Source organism: Rhodococcus sp. BH4 (genome assembly GCF_002079265.1).
Classification (GTDB): Bacteria; Actinomycetota; Actinomycetes; order Mycobacteriales; family Mycobacteriaceae; genus Rhodococcus_F; species Rhodococcus_F qingshengii.
Genome location: NZ_CP014941.1, coordinates 1,894,028 through 1,917,072 on the forward strand (window position 1 = coordinate 1,894,028; position 23,045 = coordinate 1,917,072).

16 protein-coding genes are annotated in these 23,045 nt (G+C 62.0%); 15 read left to right on the top strand and 1 reads right to left on the bottom strand.

The features are described from left to right. Positions 1-85 precede the first annotated feature (85 nt). From adh to A0W34_RS09050, 12 genes are all read left to right on the top strand, one after another. Positions 86-1,609: an aldehyde dehydrogenase gene (gene adh / locus A0W34_RS08995; RefSeq protein WP_007730158.1), complete on the top strand. Its 1,524-nt coding sequence runs from the start codon at positions 86-88 to the stop codon at positions 1,607-1,609. A gap of 91 nt (positions 1,610-1,700) precedes the next feature. Continuing rightward, positions 1,701-2,261, top strand: coding sequence for a DUF779 domain-containing protein (locus A0W34_RS09000; protein ID WP_003942021.1), 561 nt, complete (start codon positions 1,701-1,703; stop codon positions 2,259-2,261). Positions 2,262-2,426: 165 nt separating this feature from the next. Next, on the top strand, positions 2,427-3,899 hold the full coding sequence (gene eat / locus A0W34_RS09005; RefSeq protein WP_003941913.1) for an ethanolamine permease: 1,473 nt from the start codon (positions 2,427-2,429) through the stop codon (positions 3,897-3,899). Continuing rightward, positions 3,896-5,320 (top strand): ethanolamine ammonia-lyase subunit EutB, encoded by a 1,425-nt coding sequence (locus A0W34_RS09010; RefSeq protein ID WP_007730162.1) that lies wholly within the window; start codon positions 3,896-3,898, stop codon positions 5,318-5,320. Before eat ends, A0W34_RS09010 begins: the two co-directional genes overlap by 4 nt. After that, a complete protein-coding gene (gene eutC / locus A0W34_RS09015) occupies positions 5,317-6,090 on the top strand; it encodes an ethanolamine ammonia-lyase subunit EutC (RefSeq protein ID WP_058227511.1) in 774 nt (257 codons plus the stop codon). The genes A0W34_RS09010 and eutC overlap by 4 nt, the downstream gene beginning before the upstream one ends. An 80-nt stretch (positions 6,091-6,170) precedes the next feature. Next, positions 6,171-7,469 carry an HAD family hydrolase gene (locus A0W34_RS09020; RefSeq protein ID WP_058227512.1) on the top strand — a complete coding sequence of 433 codons (1,299 nt, stop codon included), beginning with the start codon at positions 6,171-6,173 and terminating at the stop codon, positions 7,467-7,469. Positions 7,470-7,611: 142 nt separating this feature from the next. After that, positions 7,612-8,151, top strand: a complete 540-nt coding sequence (locus A0W34_RS09025) for a hypothetical protein (RefSeq protein WP_054827683.1) — start codon at positions 7,612-7,614, stop codon at positions 8,149-8,151. A 331-nt stretch (positions 8,152-8,482) separates the two neighbouring features. Continuing rightward, a complete protein-coding gene (locus A0W34_RS09030) occupies positions 8,483-9,760 on the top strand; it encodes an MFS transporter (protein WP_020906868.1) in 1,278 nt (425 codons plus the stop codon). A 207-nt stretch (positions 9,761-9,967) separates the two neighbouring features. Continuing rightward, complete coding sequence (locus A0W34_RS09035) at positions 9,968-11,605, top strand: AMP-binding protein (protein ID WP_054186890.1); 1,638 nt, start codon at positions 9,968-9,970, stop codon at positions 11,603-11,605. Positions 11,606-11,609: 4 nt separating this feature from the next. After that, on the top strand, positions 11,610-13,277 hold the full coding sequence (locus tag A0W34_RS09040) for a sigma-54-dependent Fis family transcriptional regulator (protein ID WP_003942072.1): 1,668 nt from the start codon (positions 11,610-11,612) through the stop codon (positions 13,275-13,277). Positions 13,278-13,385: 108 nt separating this feature from the next. Beyond that, entirely contained in the window at positions 13,386-14,885 is a 1,500-nt protein-coding gene (locus A0W34_RS09045; protein ID WP_019744236.1) for an aldehyde dehydrogenase family protein, read from the top strand. A 47-nt stretch (positions 14,886-14,932) separates the two neighbouring features. Continuing rightward, the gene (locus A0W34_RS09050) at positions 14,933-16,045 is read left to right on the top strand and encodes an NDMA-dependent alcohol dehydrogenase (RefSeq protein ID WP_003942086.1); all 1,113 of its coding nucleotides are present in this window, start codon (positions 14,933-14,935) and stop codon (positions 16,043-16,045) included. A gap of 55 nt (positions 16,046-16,100) precedes the next feature. On the opposite strand, the gene A0W34_RS09055 is transcribed toward A0W34_RS09050, so the two are convergent. Next, a complete protein-coding gene (locus A0W34_RS09055; protein WP_081557577.1) occupies positions 16,101-17,549 on the bottom strand; it encodes a hypothetical protein in 1,449 nt (482 codons plus the stop codon). Between the two features lie 224 nt (positions 17,550-17,773). Between A0W34_RS09055 and A0W34_RS09060 the strand changes: the two genes are divergently transcribed. The 3 genes from A0W34_RS09060 (at position 17,774) to A0W34_RS09070 (ending at position 23,004) form a co-directional block, all read left to right on the top strand. Continuing rightward, positions 17,774-20,020, top strand: coding sequence for an MMPL family transporter (locus tag A0W34_RS09060; RefSeq protein WP_047268953.1), 2,247 nt, complete (start codon positions 17,774-17,776; stop codon positions 20,018-20,020). Positions 20,021-20,203: 183 nt separating this feature from the next. Then, entirely contained in the window at positions 20,204-21,643 is a 1,440-nt protein-coding gene (locus tag A0W34_RS09065; RefSeq protein WP_058227516.1) for a hypothetical protein, read from the top strand. Beyond that, complete coding sequence (locus A0W34_RS09070; RefSeq protein ID WP_058227517.1) at positions 21,640-23,004, top strand: outer membrane protein assembly factor BamB family protein; 1,365 nt, start codon at positions 21,640-21,642, stop codon at positions 23,002-23,004. Before A0W34_RS09065 ends, A0W34_RS09070 begins: the two co-directional genes overlap by 4 nt. Positions 23,005-23,045 lie beyond the last annotated feature (41 nt).

Below are 23,045 nucleotides of genomic sequence, written 5' to 3' on the forward strand. Positions count from 1 at the left end.
GAATCACACCCCACCGGGGGGTGGGATTGCAGTCACCGATTTGGTGGGTGCGCCCAGGAAGAACACGTTTACATAGGAGCTTGCAATGACCGTGTACGCCCGCCCAGGTACCGCCGACGCGATCATGTCCTTCCAGTCTCGATACGACAACTGGATCGGCAACGAATGGGTTGCTCCGGTCAAGGGTCAGTACTTCGAGAACCCGACACCGGTGACCGGACAGAATTTCTGTGATGTGGCTCGTAGCACCGCAGAAGACATCGAACTCGCTCTCGACGCAGCGCACGCAGCAGCTCCGGCCTGGGGCAAGACCTCGGTCGCCGAGCGCGCGATCATCTTGAACAAGATCGCTGATCGTATGGAGGAGAACCTCGAATCCATCGCACTCGCCGAGTCGTGGGACAACGGCAAGCCGATCCGCGAGACCCTCAACGCCGACATTCCGCTCGCCATCGATCACTTCCGATACTTCGCGGGAGCCATTCGCGCACAAGAAGGTTCGCTCTCGGAGATCAACTCCGACACCGTGGCGTACCACTTTCACGAGCCGCTCGGCGTAGTCGGCCAGATCATTCCGTGGAACTTCCCGATCCTCATGGCCGTGTGGAAGCTTGCCCCCGCCCTCGCTGCCGGTAATGCCATCGTGCTCAAGCCTGCCGAGCAGACGCCAGTCTCGATCCTGCACCTCATCGGCATCATCGGTGACCTGCTGCCTGCCGGTGTTCTCAACATCGTCAACGGCTTCGGCGTCGAGGCCGGAAAGCCGCTCGCGTCCAGCCCGCGTATCAAGAAGATCGCGTTCACCGGTGAGACCACCACCGGTCGCCTGATCATGCAGTACGCGTCGCAGAACCTTATCCCCGTCACCCTCGAACTCGGTGGCAAGAGCCCCAACATCTTCTTCTCCGACGTCCTTGCCTCCAACGACGACTACCAGGACAAGGCACTCGAGGGCTTCACGATGTTCGCCCTCAATCAGGGCGAGGTCTGCACCTGCCCGTCACGTTCGCTGATCCAGGAAGACATCTTCGACGAGTTCCTGGCGATGGCAGCCATCCGCACCAAGGCTGTGCGCCAAGGGGATCCGCTCGACACCGACACCATGATCGGTGCCCAGGCCAGCAACGATCAGCTCGAGAAGATCCTCTCGTACATCGAGATCGGCAAGGCCGAAGGCGCCAAGGTCATCACCGGTGGTGAGCGAGCCGAACTCGGCGGAGACCTGTCCGGCGGTTACTACGTCCAGCCGACGGTGTTCACCGGCAACAACAAGATGCGCATCTTCCAGGAAGAGATCTTCGGACCCGTCGTCTCGGTCACCTCGTTCAAGGACTACGACGAGGCCATCGAAATCGCCAACGACACGCTCTACGGTTTGGGCGCCGGTGTCTGGTCCCGCGACGGCGGAGTTGCTTACCGCGCAGGCCGCGACATCCAAGCCGGTCGCGTCTGGACCAACACGTACCACCAGTACCCGGCACACGCCGCTTTCGGTGGATACAAGCAGTCCGGCATCGGCCGCGAGAACCACCTGATGATGCTCTCGCACTACCAGCAGACCAAGAACCTCCTGGTCAGCTACGCCCAGAAGGCTCAGGGCTTCTTCTGATCTACCCACCGGCACCCGTGAGCCCCTCGCTGCGGGTGCCGGTGAGCAAGACTGCAACACGCGAAACCTGCACAAACACACGGAGGTTGGAATGAGCGCCACGGACACACCCGATACCGGCGCCGTTCCACCCCGGTTGGTGACCACCGCTGGGGCGGCTGACCTCCTGCGCCGCCTCAGCGGGACTCACGGCGAACTGATGATGCATCAATCCGGCGGATGCTGCGACGGCTCGGCCCCGATGTGTTATCCCTCAGGCGAATTCATCGTCGGGGACCGTGACGTACTACTCGGAATCGTCGATCTCCGACTTGCTGTCGGAGAGACTCCCGAAGACCTTCCCACCGGAACCGACGCTGTACAGGTCTGGATTTCCGGATCACAGTTTGAAGCCTGGAAGCACACCCAGTTGGTACTGGACGTCGTGCCCGGCCGCGGCAGTGGATTCAGCCTGGAGTCTCCTGAAGGATTCAGATTCCTCAGTCGAGCAAGGGCATTCACACCGGACGAAAACGAAGCACTCGGCGCGTCGAGCATTCTCGTGGGCGCTGATTGGGAAGCGGGCGTGCGTCCTTTGCCCCCGACGGTTCCCCAGGTGGTCGCCGAGGCCGTCGACGCCTGCCCGGTGCCGGGCGCGGCCGCCCGATCCTGAGAACGGCAGCCTGAAGAAGATCTGAACAGACTCGGGGCCGCTCACATGACAGCCAGTTAACAGCACGGTCATCTCCAGGCGACCTTCTCCGTACATCGCCCACATACCGTTCATTTCACGCGACGCATCCACCGTGCGTCGTCTCATTCTTGACCGATTCAGAGGATGGACATGTCTCTTTCCGACCACGCAACCGGCAAAAACGCCGGTGCCGCGGGTGCACACCACGACGGCGCAGACTTCCATGCGGAAGACAATTCGTATCTGGAGAAACGAACACTCCGAAAGGGAACAGCAGGGTGGGTGCTGCTTGCGGGGTTGGGTGTCAGCTATGTGATTTCCGGTGACTACGCCGGCTGGAACAACGGTCTGGCTGAAGGTGGTTTCGGTGGCCTTCTCATCGCGGCGGTTGTCATCGCGGGTATGTACCTGGCGATGGTGCTCGGTATGGCCGAGATGTCGTCGGCACTTCCTGCCGCTGGTGGTGGATACACGTTTGCCAGACGGGCCATGGGGCCCTGGGGCGGATTTGCCACCGGCACAGCAATTCTCATCGAGTACTCGATAGCACCCGCAGCGATCGCGACCTTCATCGGTGCGTACGTCGAGTCCCTGAACCTGTTCGGGATCACCGACGGCTGGTGGGTGTACCTCGCGGTGTACGCGATCTTCATCGGCATTCACCTCACCGGCGCCGGTGAGGCACTCAAGGCGATGTTCATCATCACCGCCATTGCACTCGTCGGCCTGGTCGTGTTCGCGGTTTCGGCTGTCGGCCTTTTCGATTCGTCCAACCTCACCGATATCGCCGTCGACACCAGCGCAGTCGGATCGTCGTCGTTCCTGCCATTCGGTCTGCTCGGAATCTGGGCCGCCGTGCCCTTCGCGATCTGGTTCTTCCTTGCGGTCGAAGGTGTACCGCTGGCCGCCGAGGAAGCACGTGAGCCGGAGAAGAACGTCCCCCGCGGCATCATCATCAGCATGTTGATCCTGATCGTCACAGGCGCAACGGTTCTCTTCCTCGCCACCGGTGCGCTCGGCGCAGACGCCCTGTCCACCTCCGGAAATCCGCTCGTCGAGGCTCTGGGGGACAGCGGAGCGGCAAAGGCCGTCAACTACATCGGACTTGCCGGTCTGGTCGCGAGCTTCTTCTCGATCATGTACGCCTACTCACGCCAGACGTTTGCGCTCTCCCGCGCCGGCTACCTGCCGAAGAACCTGTCGGTGACCAACAAGCGCAAGGCCCCCACTCTCGCTCTCGTCGTACCCGGAATCATCGGCTTCGCGCTCTCACTCACCGGTGAAGGTGCAATGTTGCTCAACATGGCGGTGTTCGGCGCGGCAGTGAGCTACGTCCTGATGATGGTGAGTCACATCGTTCTTCGTAAGCGTGAGCCGAACATGCCGCGCCCGTACCGCACGCCCGGCGGTATCGCCACCACCTCGTTTGCACTCGTGATCGCGGCAGTGTCGGTGGTCGCCACCTTCCTGGTCGATCCCGTTGCGGCACTGCTGACGTTGGTCGCCTTCGGTGTTCTCATGGCGTACTTCGGTCTCTACAGTCGCCACCACCTTGTTGCCAACTCGCCGGACGAGGAGTTTGCTGTACTTGCACAGGCGGAAGAAGAATTGGGATGAGTCGCGGGATGGCCAAGTATCACCAGCAGGTATCCGGAACCAACTACTCGTTCGACGGTCTCGTCGATCTGATGGCAAAAGCGACACCACTGCGGTCGGGTGACGAACTAGCCGGTTGCGCGGCAAGCTCCGACGCCGAACGTGCTGCTGCTCAATGGGTTCTGGCTGATCTTCCGTTGACGGTGTTCCTCGAAGATCTGGTGGTTCCGTACGAGGACGACGAGGTAACCAGGCTCATCATCGACAGCCACGATCGCCTGGCCTTTGCGCCGGTGGCCCACCTGACTGTTGGCGGACTACGAGACTGGTTGCTCGAGACCGCGTCGGCGCCGGAAGCTTCCGCACGGTTGTCCGCCGTAAGTCCCGGGCTCACCCCCGAGATGGTTGCGGCGGTCAGCAAGATCATGCGCAATCAGGACCTGATCGCCGTCGCGAAGGCCATCACCGTGACCGCGGGGTTCCGTACGACCATCGGACTGCCCGGCCGGCTGAGCACCCGACTCCAGCCAAACCACCCGACAGACGATCCACGCGGCATCGCGGCGGCCACATTGGACGGTCTCCTGATGGGATGTGGCGACGCCGTCATCGGTATCAACCCCGCGACGGATTCACCCCAGGCCACCTCGGATCTGCTCCACCTGCTCGACGACATCCGTCAGCGATTCGAGATCCCGACTCAGTCGTGCGTGCTCTCGCACGTGACCACCACGATCGGACTGATCGAATCGGGGGTGCCGGTCGATCTCGTCTTCCAGTCGATTGCCGGTACCGAAGGCGCCAATTCCGGTTTCGGAGTGAACATTCCGCTCCTGCGTGAGGGCAACGAGGCCGGGCGCTCCTTGAACCGCGGAACGGTCGGCAACAACGTCATGTACCTGGAGACGGGGCAGGGGTCCGCCCTCAGCTCAGGTGCCCACTACGGCACCGGCGGAGCCCCGGTCGATCAGCAGACACTCGAGACCAGGGCATACGCAGTGGCACGTGATCTCGAACCGCTGCTGGTCAACACCGTGGTCGGCTTCATCGGTCCCGAGTATCTCTACGACGGCAAGCAGATCATTCGCGCGGGCTTGGAGGATCATTTCTGCGGAAAACTCCTCGGGCTGCCGATGGGAGTGGACGTTTGCTACACCAACCACGCCGAAGCCGATCAAGACGACATGGACAACCTGCTCACCTTGCTGGGCGTCGCCGGCGCGGCGTTCGTGATCGCGGTGCCCGGCGCCGACGACGTGATGCTCGGCTATCAAAGTCTGGCGTTCCACGACGCGCTGTATGTGCGTAAGGTTCTCGGTTTGCAGCCCGCCCCGGAGTTCGAGACCTGGCTCCACAACTTGGGGATGACCGACGCAAACGGTCGGGTTCTTCCGATCGATGCCGAAATGTCGCCGTTGCGGGCTTTGACGGTGAACTCATGACCGAAGATCAGGCACCGATCCTCGATTTCTGGGGTCCACTGCGCAAGACCACACAATCGCGTATCGGGCTGGGGCGTGCCGGAGATTCGTTGCCCACCAAGCGGGTTCTCGAATTCAAGGCAGCTCACGCCGCAGCCCGCGACGCGGTCCACGAGCCACTCGACTCCGAGACGCTTGCCAGTCGGGTCGAAGGGGTGGGCATCGGGGCGCCGGTGGTGGTGGCGAGCAGCGTCTCCACCCGCAGTGAGTATCTCCGGAGACCCGACCTGGGGCGCCAGCCGGCTGACCTGAGCGCGATCAAGAGCTCCGACAAGGAAATCGGGTTCATCCTCGCCGACGGACTCTCCCCGCGAGCACTGATGGACCACGGCGAGCAACTATTGTCCGCGTTGGTCACGGTGTTGGGGGAGCGGTACTCGATTGCGCCGCCGGTGATCGCCACGAATGCCCGTGTGGCACTGGGTGATCACATCGCCGCCGCGATGGGAGTGCAGACGGCGATCGTCCTGATCGGCGAACGTCCAGGGCTCTCCGTTGCGGACAGCGTCGGGATCTATCTGACTCATCTTCCGCGCGTCGGTCGTACCGACGCGGATCGAAACTGCATTTCCAATGTCCACCCACCCGAGGGACTCGGATACGAGCAGGCTGCTCGTGTCGTCCTGGGATTGGTGACGGGAGCGCGCCAGTTGGGCCGCTCCGGCGTCGACCTCAAGGACACCTCTCGCGCCGACGCCGTTGCGTCGGGAGAAGTGCTGACGCTCGATTAATTGACAACTGCACGGCATACCCGGGTCGATCGACCCGGGTATGCCGTCGTACCCGAATCACGACGAAAACGAGGGAATCGATGTTCCGTTCGCTGCATTCCCGCGCCCTGTGCGCGTTGGCGGTAGGTAGTGTCCTGTTGAGTGCAACTGCATGTAGTTCGGCCGAGAGCGCCCCGAAAGAAGATGTGGCGCAGAGTGGTTCATCCTGCGCGGCGTTGGATCCCAGTCTTGCGTGGTACGGCGACAACCGTGTGACGTTGGATGCCATGATGACGGAGTTCGGAACGTGTGGAGCTGCAGGTGATGTCGATGACGGAGCTCCGTTGGCGCTCTTCGACTGGGACAACACAGTTGTCAAGAACGACATCGGAAGCGCCACCGCATTCTGGATGATCAAGAACAACAAGGTGTTACAGCCTGCCGGAGGGGACTGGGCAACCACCAGCCGCTTCATGACGCCAGCCGGCGCTGCCGCACTTTCCGCCGCGTGCGGCTCCGAGACCGCGCCGGGGCAACCGTTGGCAACCAGCACCGACTTGGACTGCGCGGACGAGATCGTTGCGGTACTCGAAGAGAAGACTCGCGACGGGCAGGCCGCATTCGACGGTTACGATCACCGCCGGACAAAAGCCGCATACGCGTGGGCCGTGCAGTTGATGGCAGGGCACACCGAGGACGAGGTCACCGAGTACGCCCGCGCAGCGCGTGCCGAGAATCTCGCTGCTGCAGAAGGATCCGATCAGACCGTCGGTACGACGGAAGTCGACGGCTCGGTGCGGTACTACGCGCAAATCGAAGATTTGGTGAAATCCCTCGGCGCTCATGGATTCGACGTGCGGATCATCTCCGCGTCGGCCGAACCGGTCGTTCGAGTCTGGGCGGAACAGCTGGGATTGGACGCCGATCACGTGATGGGAGTTCGGCCCATCGTCGAGGGCGGGGTTCTCACCGGGCGCCTGCGTGGGTGTGGTGGCGTTGCGGACGGCGACGACTCGGTCATTCCGTACATCGACGGCAAACGGTGCCAGGTCAACGAGGTTGTCTACGGGGTTCAAGGGCCTACGGCGTTCGAGCAGTTGGCCGCCGATCGACGTCAGGTATTTGCTGCCGGTGATTCTGTCACCGACGTGACGTTCCTCGGAGATGCGACCGGCGCGCGCCTGGTGATCAACCGCAACAATCCCGAACTGATGTGCAATGCCTACGACAACAGTGACGGGAAATGGCTGGTCAACCCCATGTTCATCGAACCGAAAGCACAGGCGGATGCTCCCTATCGCTGCTCGACCGATGCTTACACCGACGCGGCCGGGGAGAAAGGTGCCGTGACTCGCGCAGACGGCAGCGTGATCCCCGATCAGGCCGATACCGTCGCGTGACGGTCGACTTGTCGCGGTGACTTCACAACGATCGATCGGGGTGTGATCTGATTCTGTCGAGCCCTTTGTCGGGCTGCGGAAACCCACGGGTGTCCGCTGTGATGCTGGAGCCGCAGAGGCGGCACGTGAGTAGGAGAAATCGATGGCCTTCGCTGGCAATGTGGACGAGTTGGCACTGCTCCAAGCAGTACGTCTCAAGGAGCGGGTCGGAGCGGTCGTCCTGGCCGAGCACCTGGGCGTCAGCTCGGCTTCCGGTCAAGCTGCGTACGACGCACTTGTCGCGCAGGGCAAAGCGGTCGAAGCGGAAAACGCCATCAGCCTGACCGAGAAAGGTTTGGCAGAACTCGAAGATCAGTTGGACGCCGAGCGCGTCTCGATCGACGAGGACTCCATCGCTGAGGTGTACGAGGCGTTCCTTCCCTTGGACGAGGAGTTCGCCGCGCTCATCGACGACGCAGATTCGGATTCCCTTGCAGAGTTGGATCGCCGGGCTGCAAACCTGTTCGACGATCTGTCGGCATTCGTTCCGCGGTTGTCTCGTTACCAGGATCTCTTCTCGGATGCTCTCGCGAAAGTGCAAGCCGGGGAGTCCAAGTGGATTTCCGAACCGATCATCGACTCCTACGCCACGGTGTGGGGCGAGATCCGTCAGGAACTGTTCGGGGCTGCCGGTAAGGCTTGATCCGTAGCGTTGCACCGTGACGCCGTTTCTCGAGGGCCGTCCGATTCGTGAGAACGAATCGGACGGCCTGCGGCATGTCGAGGGTCGTGAAACTCGTTACCATTGCATACAAGTGGTGACCGAGATCACTCCTACCCCCTTTCGGGGGTAGTGCGGGGGTGAGCCACATCACTACCTTTCCTCCTATCGACGGTGATGCCCACAGGGCGACACCACGGGACCACGGAGGAATCGAGTGACCACAGTCTCTCCCACAGGCGGCACCAGTGCCGCCGGCGCCGGGGGTGCGAGTGCCGCAGGTGCGACGCAGCCCCCGCAGAACACCACCAGTGTGCGGCGCGTCGCAATCGCGAGTTGTATCGGCACGACTATCGAGTTCTACGACTTCTTCATCTACGGAACCGCTGCGGCACTTGTCTTTCCGACGGTGTTCTTCCCCGCGCTCGGTGCCACTGCGGGAACTGTCGCATCGTTTGCGACTTTCGCAGTCGCATTCATCGCCCGGCCCGTCGGCGCAATGTTGTTCGGACACTTCGGTGATCGCATCGGTCGCAAGAAGACGCTGATCTCGACGCTCCTGCTCATGGGTATCTCGACGCTCCTGATCGGCTTGCTGCCCGGTGCGGCAACCATCGGTGTTGCGGCTCCGATCATCCTGGTGCTCTTGCGATTCGGCCAAGGCTTCGCGGTCGGTGGTGAATGGGCCGGCGCAACTCTGCTCACCGCGGAATACGCCCCACCGGGCAAACGTGGTCTGTATGCGATGTTCCCGCAGCTCGGCCCCGCAATCGCCTTCGTGCTCTCGAGCAGTACATTCCTCATCACCGGCGCTGTTCTCGGCGACACCAATCAGGCCTTCCTCGACTACGGCTGGCGTATCCCGTTCTTGTTCTCCATCGTGTTGGTCGGCATCGGCCTCTACATGCGACTCGCTATCGAGGAGACCCCGGTCTTCAAGGCGGAGCAGGCAGAGCGCGTTGCAGAGCAGAAGAACGAAGCACCTCGCACCCTCCCGTTCCTGGATGCCTGGCGGTTCCAGACCAAGGAAATCCTCCTCTCGGCCGGCGCCCTCGCTTGCCTGTTCGCGTTCTTCTACATGGGCACGGCGTTCCTCACGAGCTACGGAACCAAGACCCTCGGCTTCTCCCGCCCGTTCGTCCTGTCGGTCGGTATCGCTTCCGCCTTCGTCTTCGGTGCCGCGATCATCGTCTCCGCCCTGTACTCGGACCGCATCGGGCGTCGCAAGGTCATCATGATCTCTTGTGGTCTGGCTGTGGTGTGGGCGCTCATTCTGTTCCCGCTCCTGGACACCGGAACACCGATCGCGTTCATCCTCGGAATGTTCGGCACGCTGATGATCTTCGGAATCGCGTACGGCCCCTGCGGTGCGCTACTTCCGGAAATGTTCCAGACCCGCTACCGCTACACCGGTGCCGGCCTCGGCTACAACCTCGCCGGAGTGCTCGGCGGCGCAGTGCCGCCGCTGATCGCCGCACCGCTGGCCTCGGCCTACGGGAGTATGGCCATCGGAATCATGTTGGCAATCCTCGGTGTGGTGAGTCTGGTCTGCACCTGGGCGCTCGTCGAGACCAAGGACCACGCGCTGTAACCACTGTGCGCCTTTATTAACCGCCGGCGGTTAATAAAGGCGCACAGCAGGCGGGTGGGGTGTCCGGACTCTGAACAGTTACGGCCACCCCGCACCGGGAAGTATGTCGTGCATCACACCGAATCGAGTAAATTCGTAGATGAGAGGGTCCGCTGCGGCGGCCCCTCTCATAGGTGCCTGAACAGGTAACCGGAGAGGACAGAACACATGAGTACGCCGCTGCCCAGCTATACGTCCGGAGTATGGGACGGTCCGATGCTGGGCGACACCATCGGAGACAACCTCGATCGCACGGTTGCCGCACACGGCGACCGCGATGCGTTGATCGACCACGCCAGCGGTCGACGATGGACGTACCGGGAGTTCGCCGAGCAGGTGAACGGGCTCGCTGTCGGACTACTTTCCCGTGGTGTGGGGAAGGGCGATCGGGTAGGAATCTGGGCTCCCAACTGTCCGGAATGGACGTTCACGCAATACGCGACGGCAAAGGTCGGCGCGATCCTGGTCAACATCAATCCGGCGTACCGCTCGCACGAGTTGCAGTACGTGCTCGAGCAGGCCGGGATCTCGACGCTGGTGTCTGCGGCCAGCTTCAAGACCTCGGACTACGCGTCGATGATCGAGACGGTGCGGCCGCAGTGCCCGGATCTGACGTCGGTGCTCCTGCTCGGTTCACCCGAGTGGGACGCGGTGCTTGCAGACGGCTTGGCGGCGCAGGCAAGCGATCCGGCTCCGCTCGCCGCAGCCCAGGCCGCGTTGTCGGCCGACGACGCGATCAACATCCAATACACCTCGGGTACTACCGGTTTCCCGAAGGGCGCGACGCTCAGTCACCACAACATCCTCAACAACGGCTATTTCGTCGGCGAGTTGTGCCACTACAGCGAGGTCGATCGGGTGTGCATCCCGGTGCCGTTCTACCACTGTTTCGGCATGGTAATGGGCAACCTTGCGTGCACCAGTCACGGTGCTGCCATGGTCATTCCGGGTCCGGCTTTCGATCCGCGTGCTTCGCTCGAAGCCGTTCAGGCCGAAAAGTGCACGTCCCTCTACGGCGTTCCGACGATGTTCATCGCGGAGTTGGCGTTGCCGGACTTCGACAGCTTCGATCTGTCGTCCCTTCGCACCGGCATCATGGCGGGCTCGCCCTGCCCGGTCGAGGTGATGAAGCAGGTCATCGATCGCATGGGCATGTCGGAGGTGTCCATCTGCTACGGCATGACGGAGACCTCGCCGGTGTCGTTGCAGACCCGCTCGGACGATTCGATCGAGCAGCGCACCGAAACGGTCGGACGGGTAGGGCCGCATCTCGAGATCAAGATCGTCGATCCGGCAACCGGATTGACGGTGCCCCGTGGCGAGCCGGGTGAACTGTGCACGCGTGGTTACTCGGTCATGCTCGGATACTGGGAGAACCCGGAGAAGACCGCCGAGGCGATCGACGCTGCCCGGTGGATGCACACCGGAGACATCGGAGTCATGGACGAGGCCGGATACGTCGCCATCACGGGACGCATCAAGGACATGGTCATCCGCGGTGGCGAGAACGTCTATCCGCGTGAGATCGAGGAGTTCCTCTACACCCACCCCGACATTCTCGATGCGCAGGTCATCGGTGTACCCGACGCAAAGTACGGCGAGGAATTGATGGTGTGGGTCCAGATGCGCGAAGGTGCAGATGATCTCGACGCCGATTCGGTCCGCGCGTTCTGCACCGGCAAGCTCGCGCACTACAAGATTCCGCGGTACGTCCATGTCGTCGACGAGTTCCCGATGACAGTCACGGGCAAGGTCCGCAAGATCGCGATGCGAGAACAGGCGATCGAATTGATCGGTCAGGCCTGAGAGTATGTCCGCGAACCCAGGGGAGCGTGAGCCGGTACGCCCCGAGATCGCGCTCTCCTGGAAGCGTTCTCGACTGAGTGGCCTCGACCCGTCGTCGGCCATCGCCGTGGACACCGAGGAGCAGGACGGTGAGTCTCGTCTGCTCCGGGCCGCCGCACCCGTGCTCGACGAAGTTTCGCAACAGATCGCGGGCACCGGTTTCTGCGTGCTGCTTGCTGATCGAGAATGCCGCGTCGTCGCTTCGGTGTACTCCGACAGTCGCGTCGAGCGAACGATCGAGCGGTTGGGCGTCGTCAACGGTTCACGCTTCGGCGAAGAGCACGCCGGCACCAACGCGCTCGGTACGCCCCTCGAGGTCGGACGAAGCGTGGTGATCCACGGTGACGAGCATTTCCTCGACAGCCTCAAGGGTTTGAGCTGCTACGGACAGCCGATCCTGCATCCCGTCACACGTCGTGTCGAAGGCATTCTCGACATGACCGGCGTTGTCTCGCAGGCCAACCCACTGTTCGCGCCCTTCCTTGCGCGTGCTGCAGCGGACATCGAGAAACGGCTGCTCGAAGGCTCGAAAGCATCGGAGCAGCGGCTGGTCGACGCATTCCAGCGAGTTTCACATCAGCGCCACATTGCCGTCGCGGCCATCGGCGACGACATCCTGCTGAGCAACCGAACCGCTTTGGATCTGCTCGACACCGCAGACCATGTATCGCTCCGTTCCTTGATTGCCGACCTGAATCCGGACCAATCACGATTGGTGACAGTCGAATTGGCGTCCGGCGCTCTGGCGCGAGTTCAAGCCGACCGGATTTCCGGGGCTGACGGTGGTGCGCTCTTCCTGGTCGAACCACTCCAACGGGAACGGGCACCGATCCGCAGAACGCACGAGCGGGCACCGTCTCCGGGCGAACGACTGCGGCGCGACCTGATGCGGGCGCGGGCAACCTCTGCCGCAGTGGCGATCTCTGGTGAAGCGGGATCCGGCCGAACCTCGGCAGCATCGGATGTCGTCGGCAGTGTCGATGCGAGTTGGCTCGATGCCACGCGAATCGCGTTCGACGGCCGTGAGCAGTGGGTCACCGATCTCGTGCGAGCAGCCCGTAAGCGTTCGGGCGTGGTCGTGATCGAACAGGTGCAACTCCTTCCTGACTCGGTCTTGCCGCTGGTCGCAGACCTGATCGACGCCAGCGCTGAGGGGCCGAAAATCGTACTGACCAGCGGAGCGGCAGTTGATCTTCCGCCGACCATCGCCGCGCTGCTCTCACGATGCGCCTCCCGGGTTGTCATCACCCCACTGCGCGAGCGACAGGCTGAGATCGCCGAGTTGGCACAAGTAATGTTGGAGGGGATCTCGCCAGAACTGAGGTTGACCGCCAGCGCTGCCGAAGCACTCGCGGCGGCCAATTGGCCGGGCAACCTGGCAGAATTGCGCGTCGTGTTGAATCGCGCCTCGGATGAACGCTCGAGCAATCGCATCGACGTCGCTGATCTGCCCGAGGACTATCGCACCACGACCAAGGTGTCGCGGTTGGCAGGGCGGGAGAAAGCCGAGCGCCAGGCGATCATCGGAGCGTTGAAAGACTGTGGCGGCAACAAGGTTCACGCGTCGGCGCAACTCGGAATCAGCCGAAGCACTCTCTACACACGGATGCGGGCGCTCGACATCACTGTGTAGTTTGCTGTCCGACTTCAGTTGTACAAAGTTCGGACAGTTAGCACCCCTGGAAGCGCGGAAGTATGGCGTGCATCACATTCGCACCTCACTACTTCAGGGGAGTTTCCGATGACGGCAGTAGCCGAACACACCATCAGTTCCGCGGTACAGGGTTTCCTGAACGGACCGAAGAAGCTCTACATCGGCGGCGAATTCGTCGACGCCGCTTCGGGTCAGACCTTCGCGACGTACAACCCGGCTGACGGACAGAAGCTCGCAGACGTGGCACACGGTCAGGCCGAAGACATCGACCGCGCGGTACGTGCCGCTCGAACGGCTTTCGAGGACGGCCCCTGGTCACGTATGAAGGCAAACGAGCGCGAGCGGATGATCTGGCGCGTCGGCGACATTCTCAGTGCTCGTGCCGAGGAATTCGGTCAGCTCGAAGCTCTCGACAACGGCAAGTCCGTTGCCATCGCCACCGCCGTCGACGTGGCTTGGGCCGCAGACGTTTTCCGCTACTACGCGGGTTGGGCCACCAAGATCGAAGGCAGCACCGTCAACGTGTCGATGCCCTTCTCTCCGGGCGGCGAGTTCCACGCCTACACCCTGCGTGAGGCGATCGGCGTCTGTGGACTGATCGTGCCGTGGAACTTCCCGCTGCTGATGTCGTCGTGGAAGCTCGCCCCCGCGCTCGCCGCCGGCAACACGGTGATCCTCAAGCCCGCTGAGCAGACCCCGCTCACCGCACTGCTTCTCGCGGAGGTCTTCGAAGAAGCAGGCTTCCCGCCCGGCGTCGTCAACATCGTTCCCGGCTTCGGCGATGCAGGTGCTGCTCTGTCCGGCCACGACGACGTGGACAAGGTTGCGTTCACCGGTTCCACCGAGGTGGGTAAGAAGATCGTCGACGCCGCCAAGGGCAATCTGAAGAAGGTTACGCTCGAGCTCGGTGGCAAGAGCCCCAATATCGTGTTCGCCGACGCCGATTTCGATTCCGCGGTGGAGGGTTCGCTCAACGCGTGGCTGTTCAACCACGGACAGTGCTGCGTTGCGGGTACTCGTCTGTACGTCGAGGACACCATCTTCGAGAAGTTCACCGAGGCCGTCGCGCACGCAGCGAGCCAGGTCAAGATCGGACCCGGCCTCGATCCCACCACCCAGCTCGGACCGCTGGTCTCGCAGGAGCAGTTCGACAAGGTGACCGGCTACCTGCGTGAGGGAATCGCCGACGGCGCACGTGCACTGACGGGCGGCAACCGCTGGGGCGATCAGGGCTACTTCGTCGAGCCGACCGTCTTCGTTGACGTCAAGCCCGAATTCTCCATCGTTCAGGAGGAGATCTTCGGACCCGTCGTGGCGGCGCTGCCGTTCAATGCGGACGACGGACCGATCACTGCCGCAAACGATTCCATCTACGGCTTGGCCGCCGGCATCTGGACCCGGGACATTTCCAAGGCTCACCGCACGGCGAAGCGCTTGAAGGCCGGTTCGGTGTGGATCAACCAGTACAACGGCTTCGACACTGCAATGCCCTTCGGTGGATACAAGCAGTCCGGCTGGGGCCGCGAGCTCGGCGCTTCGGCTATCGATCTCTACACCCAGACCAAGGCCGTCAACATCGCTCTCTGACCGACCCCATCGCTCATTCTCTCGTCCGACAATCAAGGAGATCACCAGTGAAGACCAAAGCTGCTGTACTGCTCGAGCCCGGAAAGCCTTTCGAGATCATGGAACTCGACCTCGACGGCCCGGGTGTGGGTGAGGTACTGATCAAGTACACCGCTGCCGGACTGTGCCATTCGGATCTGCACCTGACCGACGGTGATCTCCCGCCGCGTTACCCGATCGTCGGCGGACACGAAGGCTCGGGCATCATCGAAGAGGTCGGCCCAGGCGTCACGAAGGTCAAGCCGGGCGACCATGTCGTGTGTAGCTTCATCCCCAACTGCGGCACCTGTCGCTACTGCTCGACCGGTCGCCAGAACCTCTGCGACATGGGTGCCACCATCCTCGAAGGCTCGATGCCCGACGGTTCCTTCCGTTTCCACGGCAACGGAATGGATTTCGGCGGAATGTGCATGTTGGGAACGTTCTCCGAGCGCGCCACCATTTCTCAGCACTCGGTAGTCAAGATCGACGACTGGCTTCCCTTGGAGACAGCGGTGGTCGTCGGCTGCGGCGTGCCTTCGGGTTGGGGAACGGCAGTAAATGCCGGTAACCTTCGCGCCGGTGACACCGCTGTGATCTACGGCATCGGTGGTCTCGGCATCAACGCCGTCCAGGGCGCCGTTTCGGCCGGCTGCAAGTACGTCGTTGTGGTCGATCCGGTTGCTCTCAAGCGTGAGACCGCACTGAAGTTCGGTGCAACCCATGCCTTTGCAGACGCCGAGAGCGCTGCTGCCAAGGTCAACGAGCTGACGTGGGGACAGGGTGCCGACGCTGCGCTCATCCTTGTCGGCACCGTCGACGAGGACGTGGTCAGTGCAGCGACGGCAGTGATCGGCAAGGGTGGCACCGTGGTGATCACGGGACTCGCCGACCCCGCCAAGCTGACCGTTCACGTGTCGGGTACCGACCTGACGCTGAATCAGAAGACGATCAAGGGCACGTTGTTCGGGTCCATGAATCCGCAGTACGACATCGTGCGACTGCTGCGTCTCTACGATGCCGGTCAGCTCAAGCTCGACGAACTGATCACCAACACCTACAGCCTCGAAGACGTCAACAAGGGCTACCAGGATCTACGTGACGGCAAGAACATCCGTGGCGTGATCATTCACGACAAGTAACCCCAAGTGCTGTGCGCCTTTATTAACCGCCCGCGGTTAATAAAGGCGCACAGCACTATTTCTTGGCTTTCGACAAAATCTGCATCAACTGAAGTAGCGCCGAGAACTTCGCGAACACCGAGCGCGAGACCACCGGACCGAAAGCCGCGGTGTCGGTTGCGTCGAAGGCGTCGAGCAGATCGCGGAAACTTTCGACCTGTTTGACCATCGCGTCGAGATCGACGTGCGTGACTGTGTCGGCGTCACGCAGAGCGAGCAGGTACTGCGGCGCCGTCACCAAGGCGACCGCCGGTATCTTCCGCTCGAACAACGGTTCACCCTCACCGAAATGAATGACCGGTCCCGGCGCCACGATTCGGCGATCGCCTGCCCCGATGTCGCGCCACAGCGGTGCAACGATGTCGTGTACTTCCCGACTCGTCGCGTAGAGCAGTTCCGGTTCCGGAGTGGTCTCCAACGAATAGCTGCCGGTCGAGGTGTTCTCGGTATCACCCAGTGCGCCGAGGTGTTCGATTGCGATCCCCGCTACTGCGCGCGCCTGACCGTCTTCGCCCTTCCACATCTCGGGGTGTGCTTCGAGCCAGGTGGACGTTGCCTGTCCGTGCTTGGACACCGCTGGAATGCGAAGGTGGCCGGTCGTCAGCACAAAAACGTACGACCGTCGATGCGGCTGCGCGACGGCGTGACGCGCCAAGGCCAACATTCCCAGATGCCCGTTCTCCTCGACGCCGTTGGTTCCGTCGCTGTGAGTGATGAGCAGAATCGTCTCTTCCGGTGATGTCCCCGGGGATACCGCCCACACCGTGTCGGTCCGGGTGTCCGGATGCAGAGTTGCATCCAGAACGAGAGTGGCCCGCTGGCCGGAACGAGCTGCAGCGACAACCTTCGCGCCCTCGTCGCCGGCCACCCAGACGGCGGGGATGTCGTGGTACGGCTGCGTGAACGGAAGATATTGTCCCAGCGCGTTGTCCGGAGCGATGTCACGCCACACCGCGATCACGCCGAGCACTCCGGCTTTGCGGGCCTTGTCGAGTTTCGGGCCAAGAAGAGTCGCGGAGAGAACCGGATTTCGAAGAGTCTCGTCGTTGGCGATCGGACCCCACTCGCTGACCAGTAGCTTGCGCGGAAGATCGATGTGCGGGACCTCGATCACTGCGATCGCGCCCCTGGCCAAGGACCACTTGGGGCGTCGCGCGCTGACGTGGACCAGGGGAGCGGAGATTCCCTGAGGGCCGGTCAATCCCGAGTAGGGGAATGCGGACGAAACCTTGATCGGCCCCGTGGGCAATTCGATGCGAAGTCCGTCAGACGTTGCCGGTAGATCCCAGCGTTCGAAAGTGTGTGAATCACGCCGGACTTCGAGGCCCAGTTCGGTCAGTTCGTTCGCGACTTCCTCCACCACCGCGTGGTGTGAAGGTGATCCCGTCAATCGTGGCCCCCGCGCGTCGAGTCGCTGTTGGCCTGCAAGGAGGAGATCGCGATCGACGGCCTGGCCGTGATTCATGGGATTGCCTTTCGTACTACGCGACGTCTGCTCTGGTGAGGCGCCTGCCCGTGTCGTGTCCACGGTACCGAGCGGTCTGAAAAGGAGACGGAGAGCGCGCCGGATATGCCGTTTTCGCAGATATACCAGGTGCCAACGAGCCGGTCGGTCCGTACCGTATGACCTTGGCACCGAAAGACTCCGTGTTCTTCGGACAGACCAGTCCACGGCGAGAGAGGCCTACGTTGGCTACGTATCTTTACAGGTTGGGGAAGTTCGCTTTCCGCCACAAGTATCTTGTGGTGGCCGCGTGGATTATCGTGATCGCGGTGGTGGGGGGCGCTATCAGCGCCACAAATCCGACGTTCTCCAAAGAATTCAACCTTCCGGGCACCGATTCACAGCGTGCGACCGAGTTGATGAACGAGAACTTTGCAGCTGCAGCGGAGCAGCAAACTCAGGCGTCGACCAGTATTCTCATCGCGGCAGACGACGGGCTTGCCGCGCACAGCGATCAGATCGATCAGTTGATCGCGCAGGCGAAGACGTTGCCGGACATCGTCGATCCCGAGAAGATCGTCAATCCGGTCACTCTCGCGGAGGCCAATCCAGCGGTGGCGTCGGCCGTTCTCGGCGACAACGGCAAGGTCGGGCTGATCCAGCTCAATCAGTCGATTCGCATCGAGGATCAGACGCAGGCCAACAAGACCGCGTTCCTCGACTTGATGGCAAAGTTCCGCACCGGCGGCTTGCAAGTCGAAGGAACCGGCTCGATGATGCAGGTGCAGGCCGCGGGCGGTCTGTCGGAGATGCTCGGCTTCGCGGTGGCGTTCATCGTGATGATCGTGGCGTTCGGTGCACTCATCGCGGCGTTTATTCCGTTGTTCACTGCAATTCTGGGAATTGCGCTGGCCACTCTGACTGTCACCCTCGGCTCGGGCTTCTTCGACATCAACGAAGGCGTCACGGGAATCGTCACGATGATCGGCATCGCAGTCTCGATCGACTACGCGTTGTTCATCGTGTCGCGCTACCGCAGTGAGCTCAACCTGGGCGGAACCAGGGAAGCTGCCGCCGGACGCGCAGTAGGTACTGCCGGTTCGTCTGTCGTATTCGCAGGCCTGACAGTGGTGGTTGCGCTGGCGGCCCTGGCGGTGGTCGGGGTTCCTATGATCACGCAGATGGGAATCTCGGCAGCGGTTGCCGTCATCATCGCTGTGCTCGGCGCAATCACATTGATCCCAGCGGTTCTGGGTATCTTCGGCCGATTCGCGTTCTCGCCTCGTATCCCCGGGCTGCGCCACGGTGACGAGCCCGAGACGATGGAATCCAACGGACATCGCTGGGCCAAGATAGTCACCAAGTACCCGTGGCCGATCGCGGGTGCTGCGCTGGTGCTTCTGGTGATCGCGGCTATTCCGATGACGAAGCTCGAACTCGGACTCTCGTTCACTCAGGACGAAGAGCGGCCGGCACTTGCCCTGCTGCAACGTGGGTTCGGTGAAGGCGTCAATGGCGAATTGTTCGTCGTGCTCGACGCGCCTGACGGCACCGACATCACCGCGATTGCCGAAGGCACTGTCGCGCACATCAAGGGCCTCGACAACGTCGCAACTCCGGATCAGTTGATGTGGGTCGGAAACGGACCGGACGCAGCAAACCCGATGGCGGGCGCCAACTCTGCGCTGATCGCGGTCACCCCGCAGATGTCACCGAGCGGCCCCGAAACCCACGAGCTGATGAATCAGATCCGGGATTACGGATCGACGGTGAAATCGGAAGGCGCAGAACTCGGTGTAGCGGGGCAAACCGCGATCGTTGCCGACATGTCGTCGAAGCTCAGTTCCGCGCTCATCCCGTATCTCATCGTGGTTGTGGGGCTGGCGTTCATCATCATGATGGTCGTCTTCCGCTCGATCCTGGTGCCGCTGACCGCAACTCTCGGATTCCTGTTTTCCGTCTGTGCGACCTTCGGCGCCACGGTGGCCATCTTCCAGGAGGGCGACTTCGGGCTGATCGAGCACACACAACCCATCATCTCGTTCCTGCCGATCTTCATGATCGGTGTGGTCTTCGGGTTGGCGATGGACTATCAAGTGTTCCTCGTGACGCGAATGCGCGAGGAATACGTGCACGGATTGTCGGCCAAGGACGCCATCATCTCCGGCTACACCCATGGTGCTCGCGTGGTCGCGTCGGCGGCCATCATCATGATCTCCGTGTTCGGCGCATTCATGCTGTCCTCGGAGACGACAAGCAAGATGATGGGCTTCGGCCTCGCGGCTGCAGTCTTCTTCGACGCCTTCATCATCCGCATGATCGTGATCCCTGCGGTCATGTCGATTCTCGGTGATTCGGCATGGAAGTTGCCGGCGTGGCTCGACAAGATCCTGCCGAACGTCGACATCGAGGGTGAAGCGATTCGACGGATTCCGATCGAGCAGGATCCGGATTCCGATCCAGACCCGAATCAGGTGCCTGTGAGGGTGTAAGCACTCAGGCAGTCAGAACGGGGTGCCGGTTGCACAGCAACTGGCACCCCGTTCTTCTGTGTTCATACGGAGCCCGCGCGATAGGAAACCATCCGGTTGGTAACAGAAATTGCTGTGATCGCGACAGGAATTCCAGAGGCGACGCGCATCGGGGGCGAGCCGTGACGGTGACTGCGAGGGTACGTGTCGAAGGAGCAAACCGATTTGAAGCGGGCCGAGAAGTGGACCTTCGCGCTGACGGTCGTCTCCCTGATCGCCGGTGGGACAGTGGTTGCCGGGCTGGTGGATCGGTGGAGCAGTTCGCCGTCCGATGACATCTCGGTAGCTGCGTCATCTTCGATCACCATGACGTCCACACCGGACGAGATTCCGGCGGAAGACGTGCCTGAATTCTCGTACGTCACGCCGAGCGCGGTGTACCCGACCACGATTCCGGGTTGTGAGAGTGTCGAAGCGCCGGAGGAGGATTCGTTCTTCTCCTATATTCTCGACGGATCTGATACGTACGACGATCCACGCTTTCCGTGGTTCTCGAGTGTCAAGGCCGCCGCGATGTCGGAAGCGGTCAAGCAGGCGCTCCCGAAAGATGTCGAGCTGAAGTTCGCCAGCCCGAGCCGATTACTCCAGTTCGGTCCGATCTCGGCACCGTCGACCTCGGACGAGTTGCCCGAGGGATGGACGATCGAGGATCTGGCGTCCACTGATGCGTCGGCGACAATACTTCGAGGCGAGGCCAGTGGTGGACTGTCGGTCTCGGTCAACAGCAGTAAGTCGCCGGTTCCTCCGTGCATTGCCGGTTCTCTCGTCGAACGTCGCTCACTCGCGGATGGTTCAGTTGTGGACGTGCAGGACTCGTGGAGTGAAATCAACGGACAACGCACTCTCTCTCGTTCGGCGTTCCTTTACGGCATCGATGGCACACGAGTTCACGCCTATCTCGATGACACTGCCGATCGAGTCGGCGCCGAGGTTCAGGCAAGCGGCGCGCTTCCACTGACCATCGACGAACTGGTGTCCTTGGTCAGCCTGCCGCAACTGCGAATCACGACGCCTGCTCCGCCGGGTACGGCACCGCTTTCGCCCGGGTGCCACGGGATCCCCCGAGACTCTGGCGACGTGGCCGAACTCGGTCGCGCGACGATCGAACGTCTCAACGCGGTACTCGAAGTCAGATGGCGCGCTGTACCTCCGGGTTTTCCGATTCTCGATACCGGACCGGGCACTCTGACGGTGGCGGAGAATGACAAGTCCACTGCATGTCAGAGACTTCTCACCCGGACGGGAGACAGCGAGTCGACGCTCAACATGACAATTACCGGCGGACAACCACTCCCTACGGAGCCCAACAAATACGACCCTTCCTACGACGGGCACCCCTTGGAGGTCGTGACGCGACCGGATGGATCCGTGATCGAGCGAGACGAACGGAACTACGCGACCGTGCCCATGACAAATGACGGCTCGAAAGCAGAATCGACGCAGGAAACGAGCAGGTCGGTGGTCGTCACCCGCCCGAATGGGACCCAAGTCTCGGTTTCGTCGTCGGCTGCGATCCCGAACGATCCGATGACGTTCGCGCAGTTGGAGTTTCTCGCGACGACCGAAGGCCTGGAGATTCGATGACCACCAGATTCTCCCCGAAATCGCGACTTCGGATCGCGGCCGCCGCAGCCGTAGTCACCGTCACTGCCGCCATCGCCACGGTGGTCACGTCGACGAGTTCCGAACCGACAGCGATCTCGTCGCCGCTATGGAGCGTCGAGGCCTCCGAGATTCTCGGGCGCGAGTTCGCGATCTTCCGGAGCCCACTTGTTGGAACCGAATTCAACATGGACATGGGCGGATTCATCGACGCCGGATCACTCGTGGTCACGATGATCGGTATGCCGGATCGTCAGGCGTATTCGTTGGACGACGCAGAATTGGTCGGATTGGACGCCGAAGATGGCACAGTTCGTTGGCGCACGTCGGCGGTCGACATCGGTGGTTGCTCCGAGACTCTGCTCGGCAGTTCGGTGCTGTGTTTCTCCGGGCCGTACGTATCCGGTGGTTCGTACTCGCTGTTCGACATCGAGACGGGAGAGCGGCGAGACATCAAGACACCGTGGTCGCCGATCGTCGCGGTTGTCTCGGGCGACACCGTCCTCGCGCTCGAAGGTGATATCGAGAGCAACGACGTTCGCGTGCACAGCGGAACCGTCGACGATCCGGAAGCGAACTGGTCCAAAGCGTTCGACATCGGTGGATCGTGGGAAGCCGGATACGTCGATCCGGTGATGTCGGTTCACGGCGACCTGGGCGTGATCGCTCTCGACGAGTCCTTGGGATTCGACCTGAAGACCGGCGAACAGCGGTGGGTACACGGTTACTCCACCTGTTCGACCGCGCACACATCGTCCGACGGGGTGACATTGGTGTCGGATGGCGGTTGCGAAGGCAATGGCCGTCCGACAAGTGAGTACGCGCTCGATCAGAACGGGCGCGAGTTCGCCAGGACGGACGAACTGCCCTCGGAGTCCTCGTACTACGGCGGACGATACAGCCGAGATGATCCGGCGGGAGGATCGACTCCGATCATTCTGGGACACAGCGGTTTCGACCGGACTTCGGGCGAGAAATTGTGGTCCAACAGTGAAGTCTTCGACACCGCACAGTCGTTGGCGGTGATCGGCAACGTGATCGCCGTGACCCGCTCCAGTTCCGAGCCCGAGGTCCAGTTCGTGGACCTCTTCACCGGTGAGGTCCTGTGGCGATCGAACGCCGAGCGCGCCGGGGAGGTTGTCTGGCACGGCGATGTCGTTATCGACGAGGGAAACGTCTACGGAACAGATGTCAGGACCGGCCAACGTAGTTGGGAGGTCCAAGTCGTCCAGGACGGGGACGACGAGTTCACGCCTTGGGTGATGCCGCGCGAGCTGTGGGCGGGGGAGAAGGTGCTGTTGCGTTCCAGTGAAGACCGCATCACGGCGTTGAAACTGTCGTGAAATTCGGTGGCTGCGAACCTTCGGTGATTAGCGAAATTCGA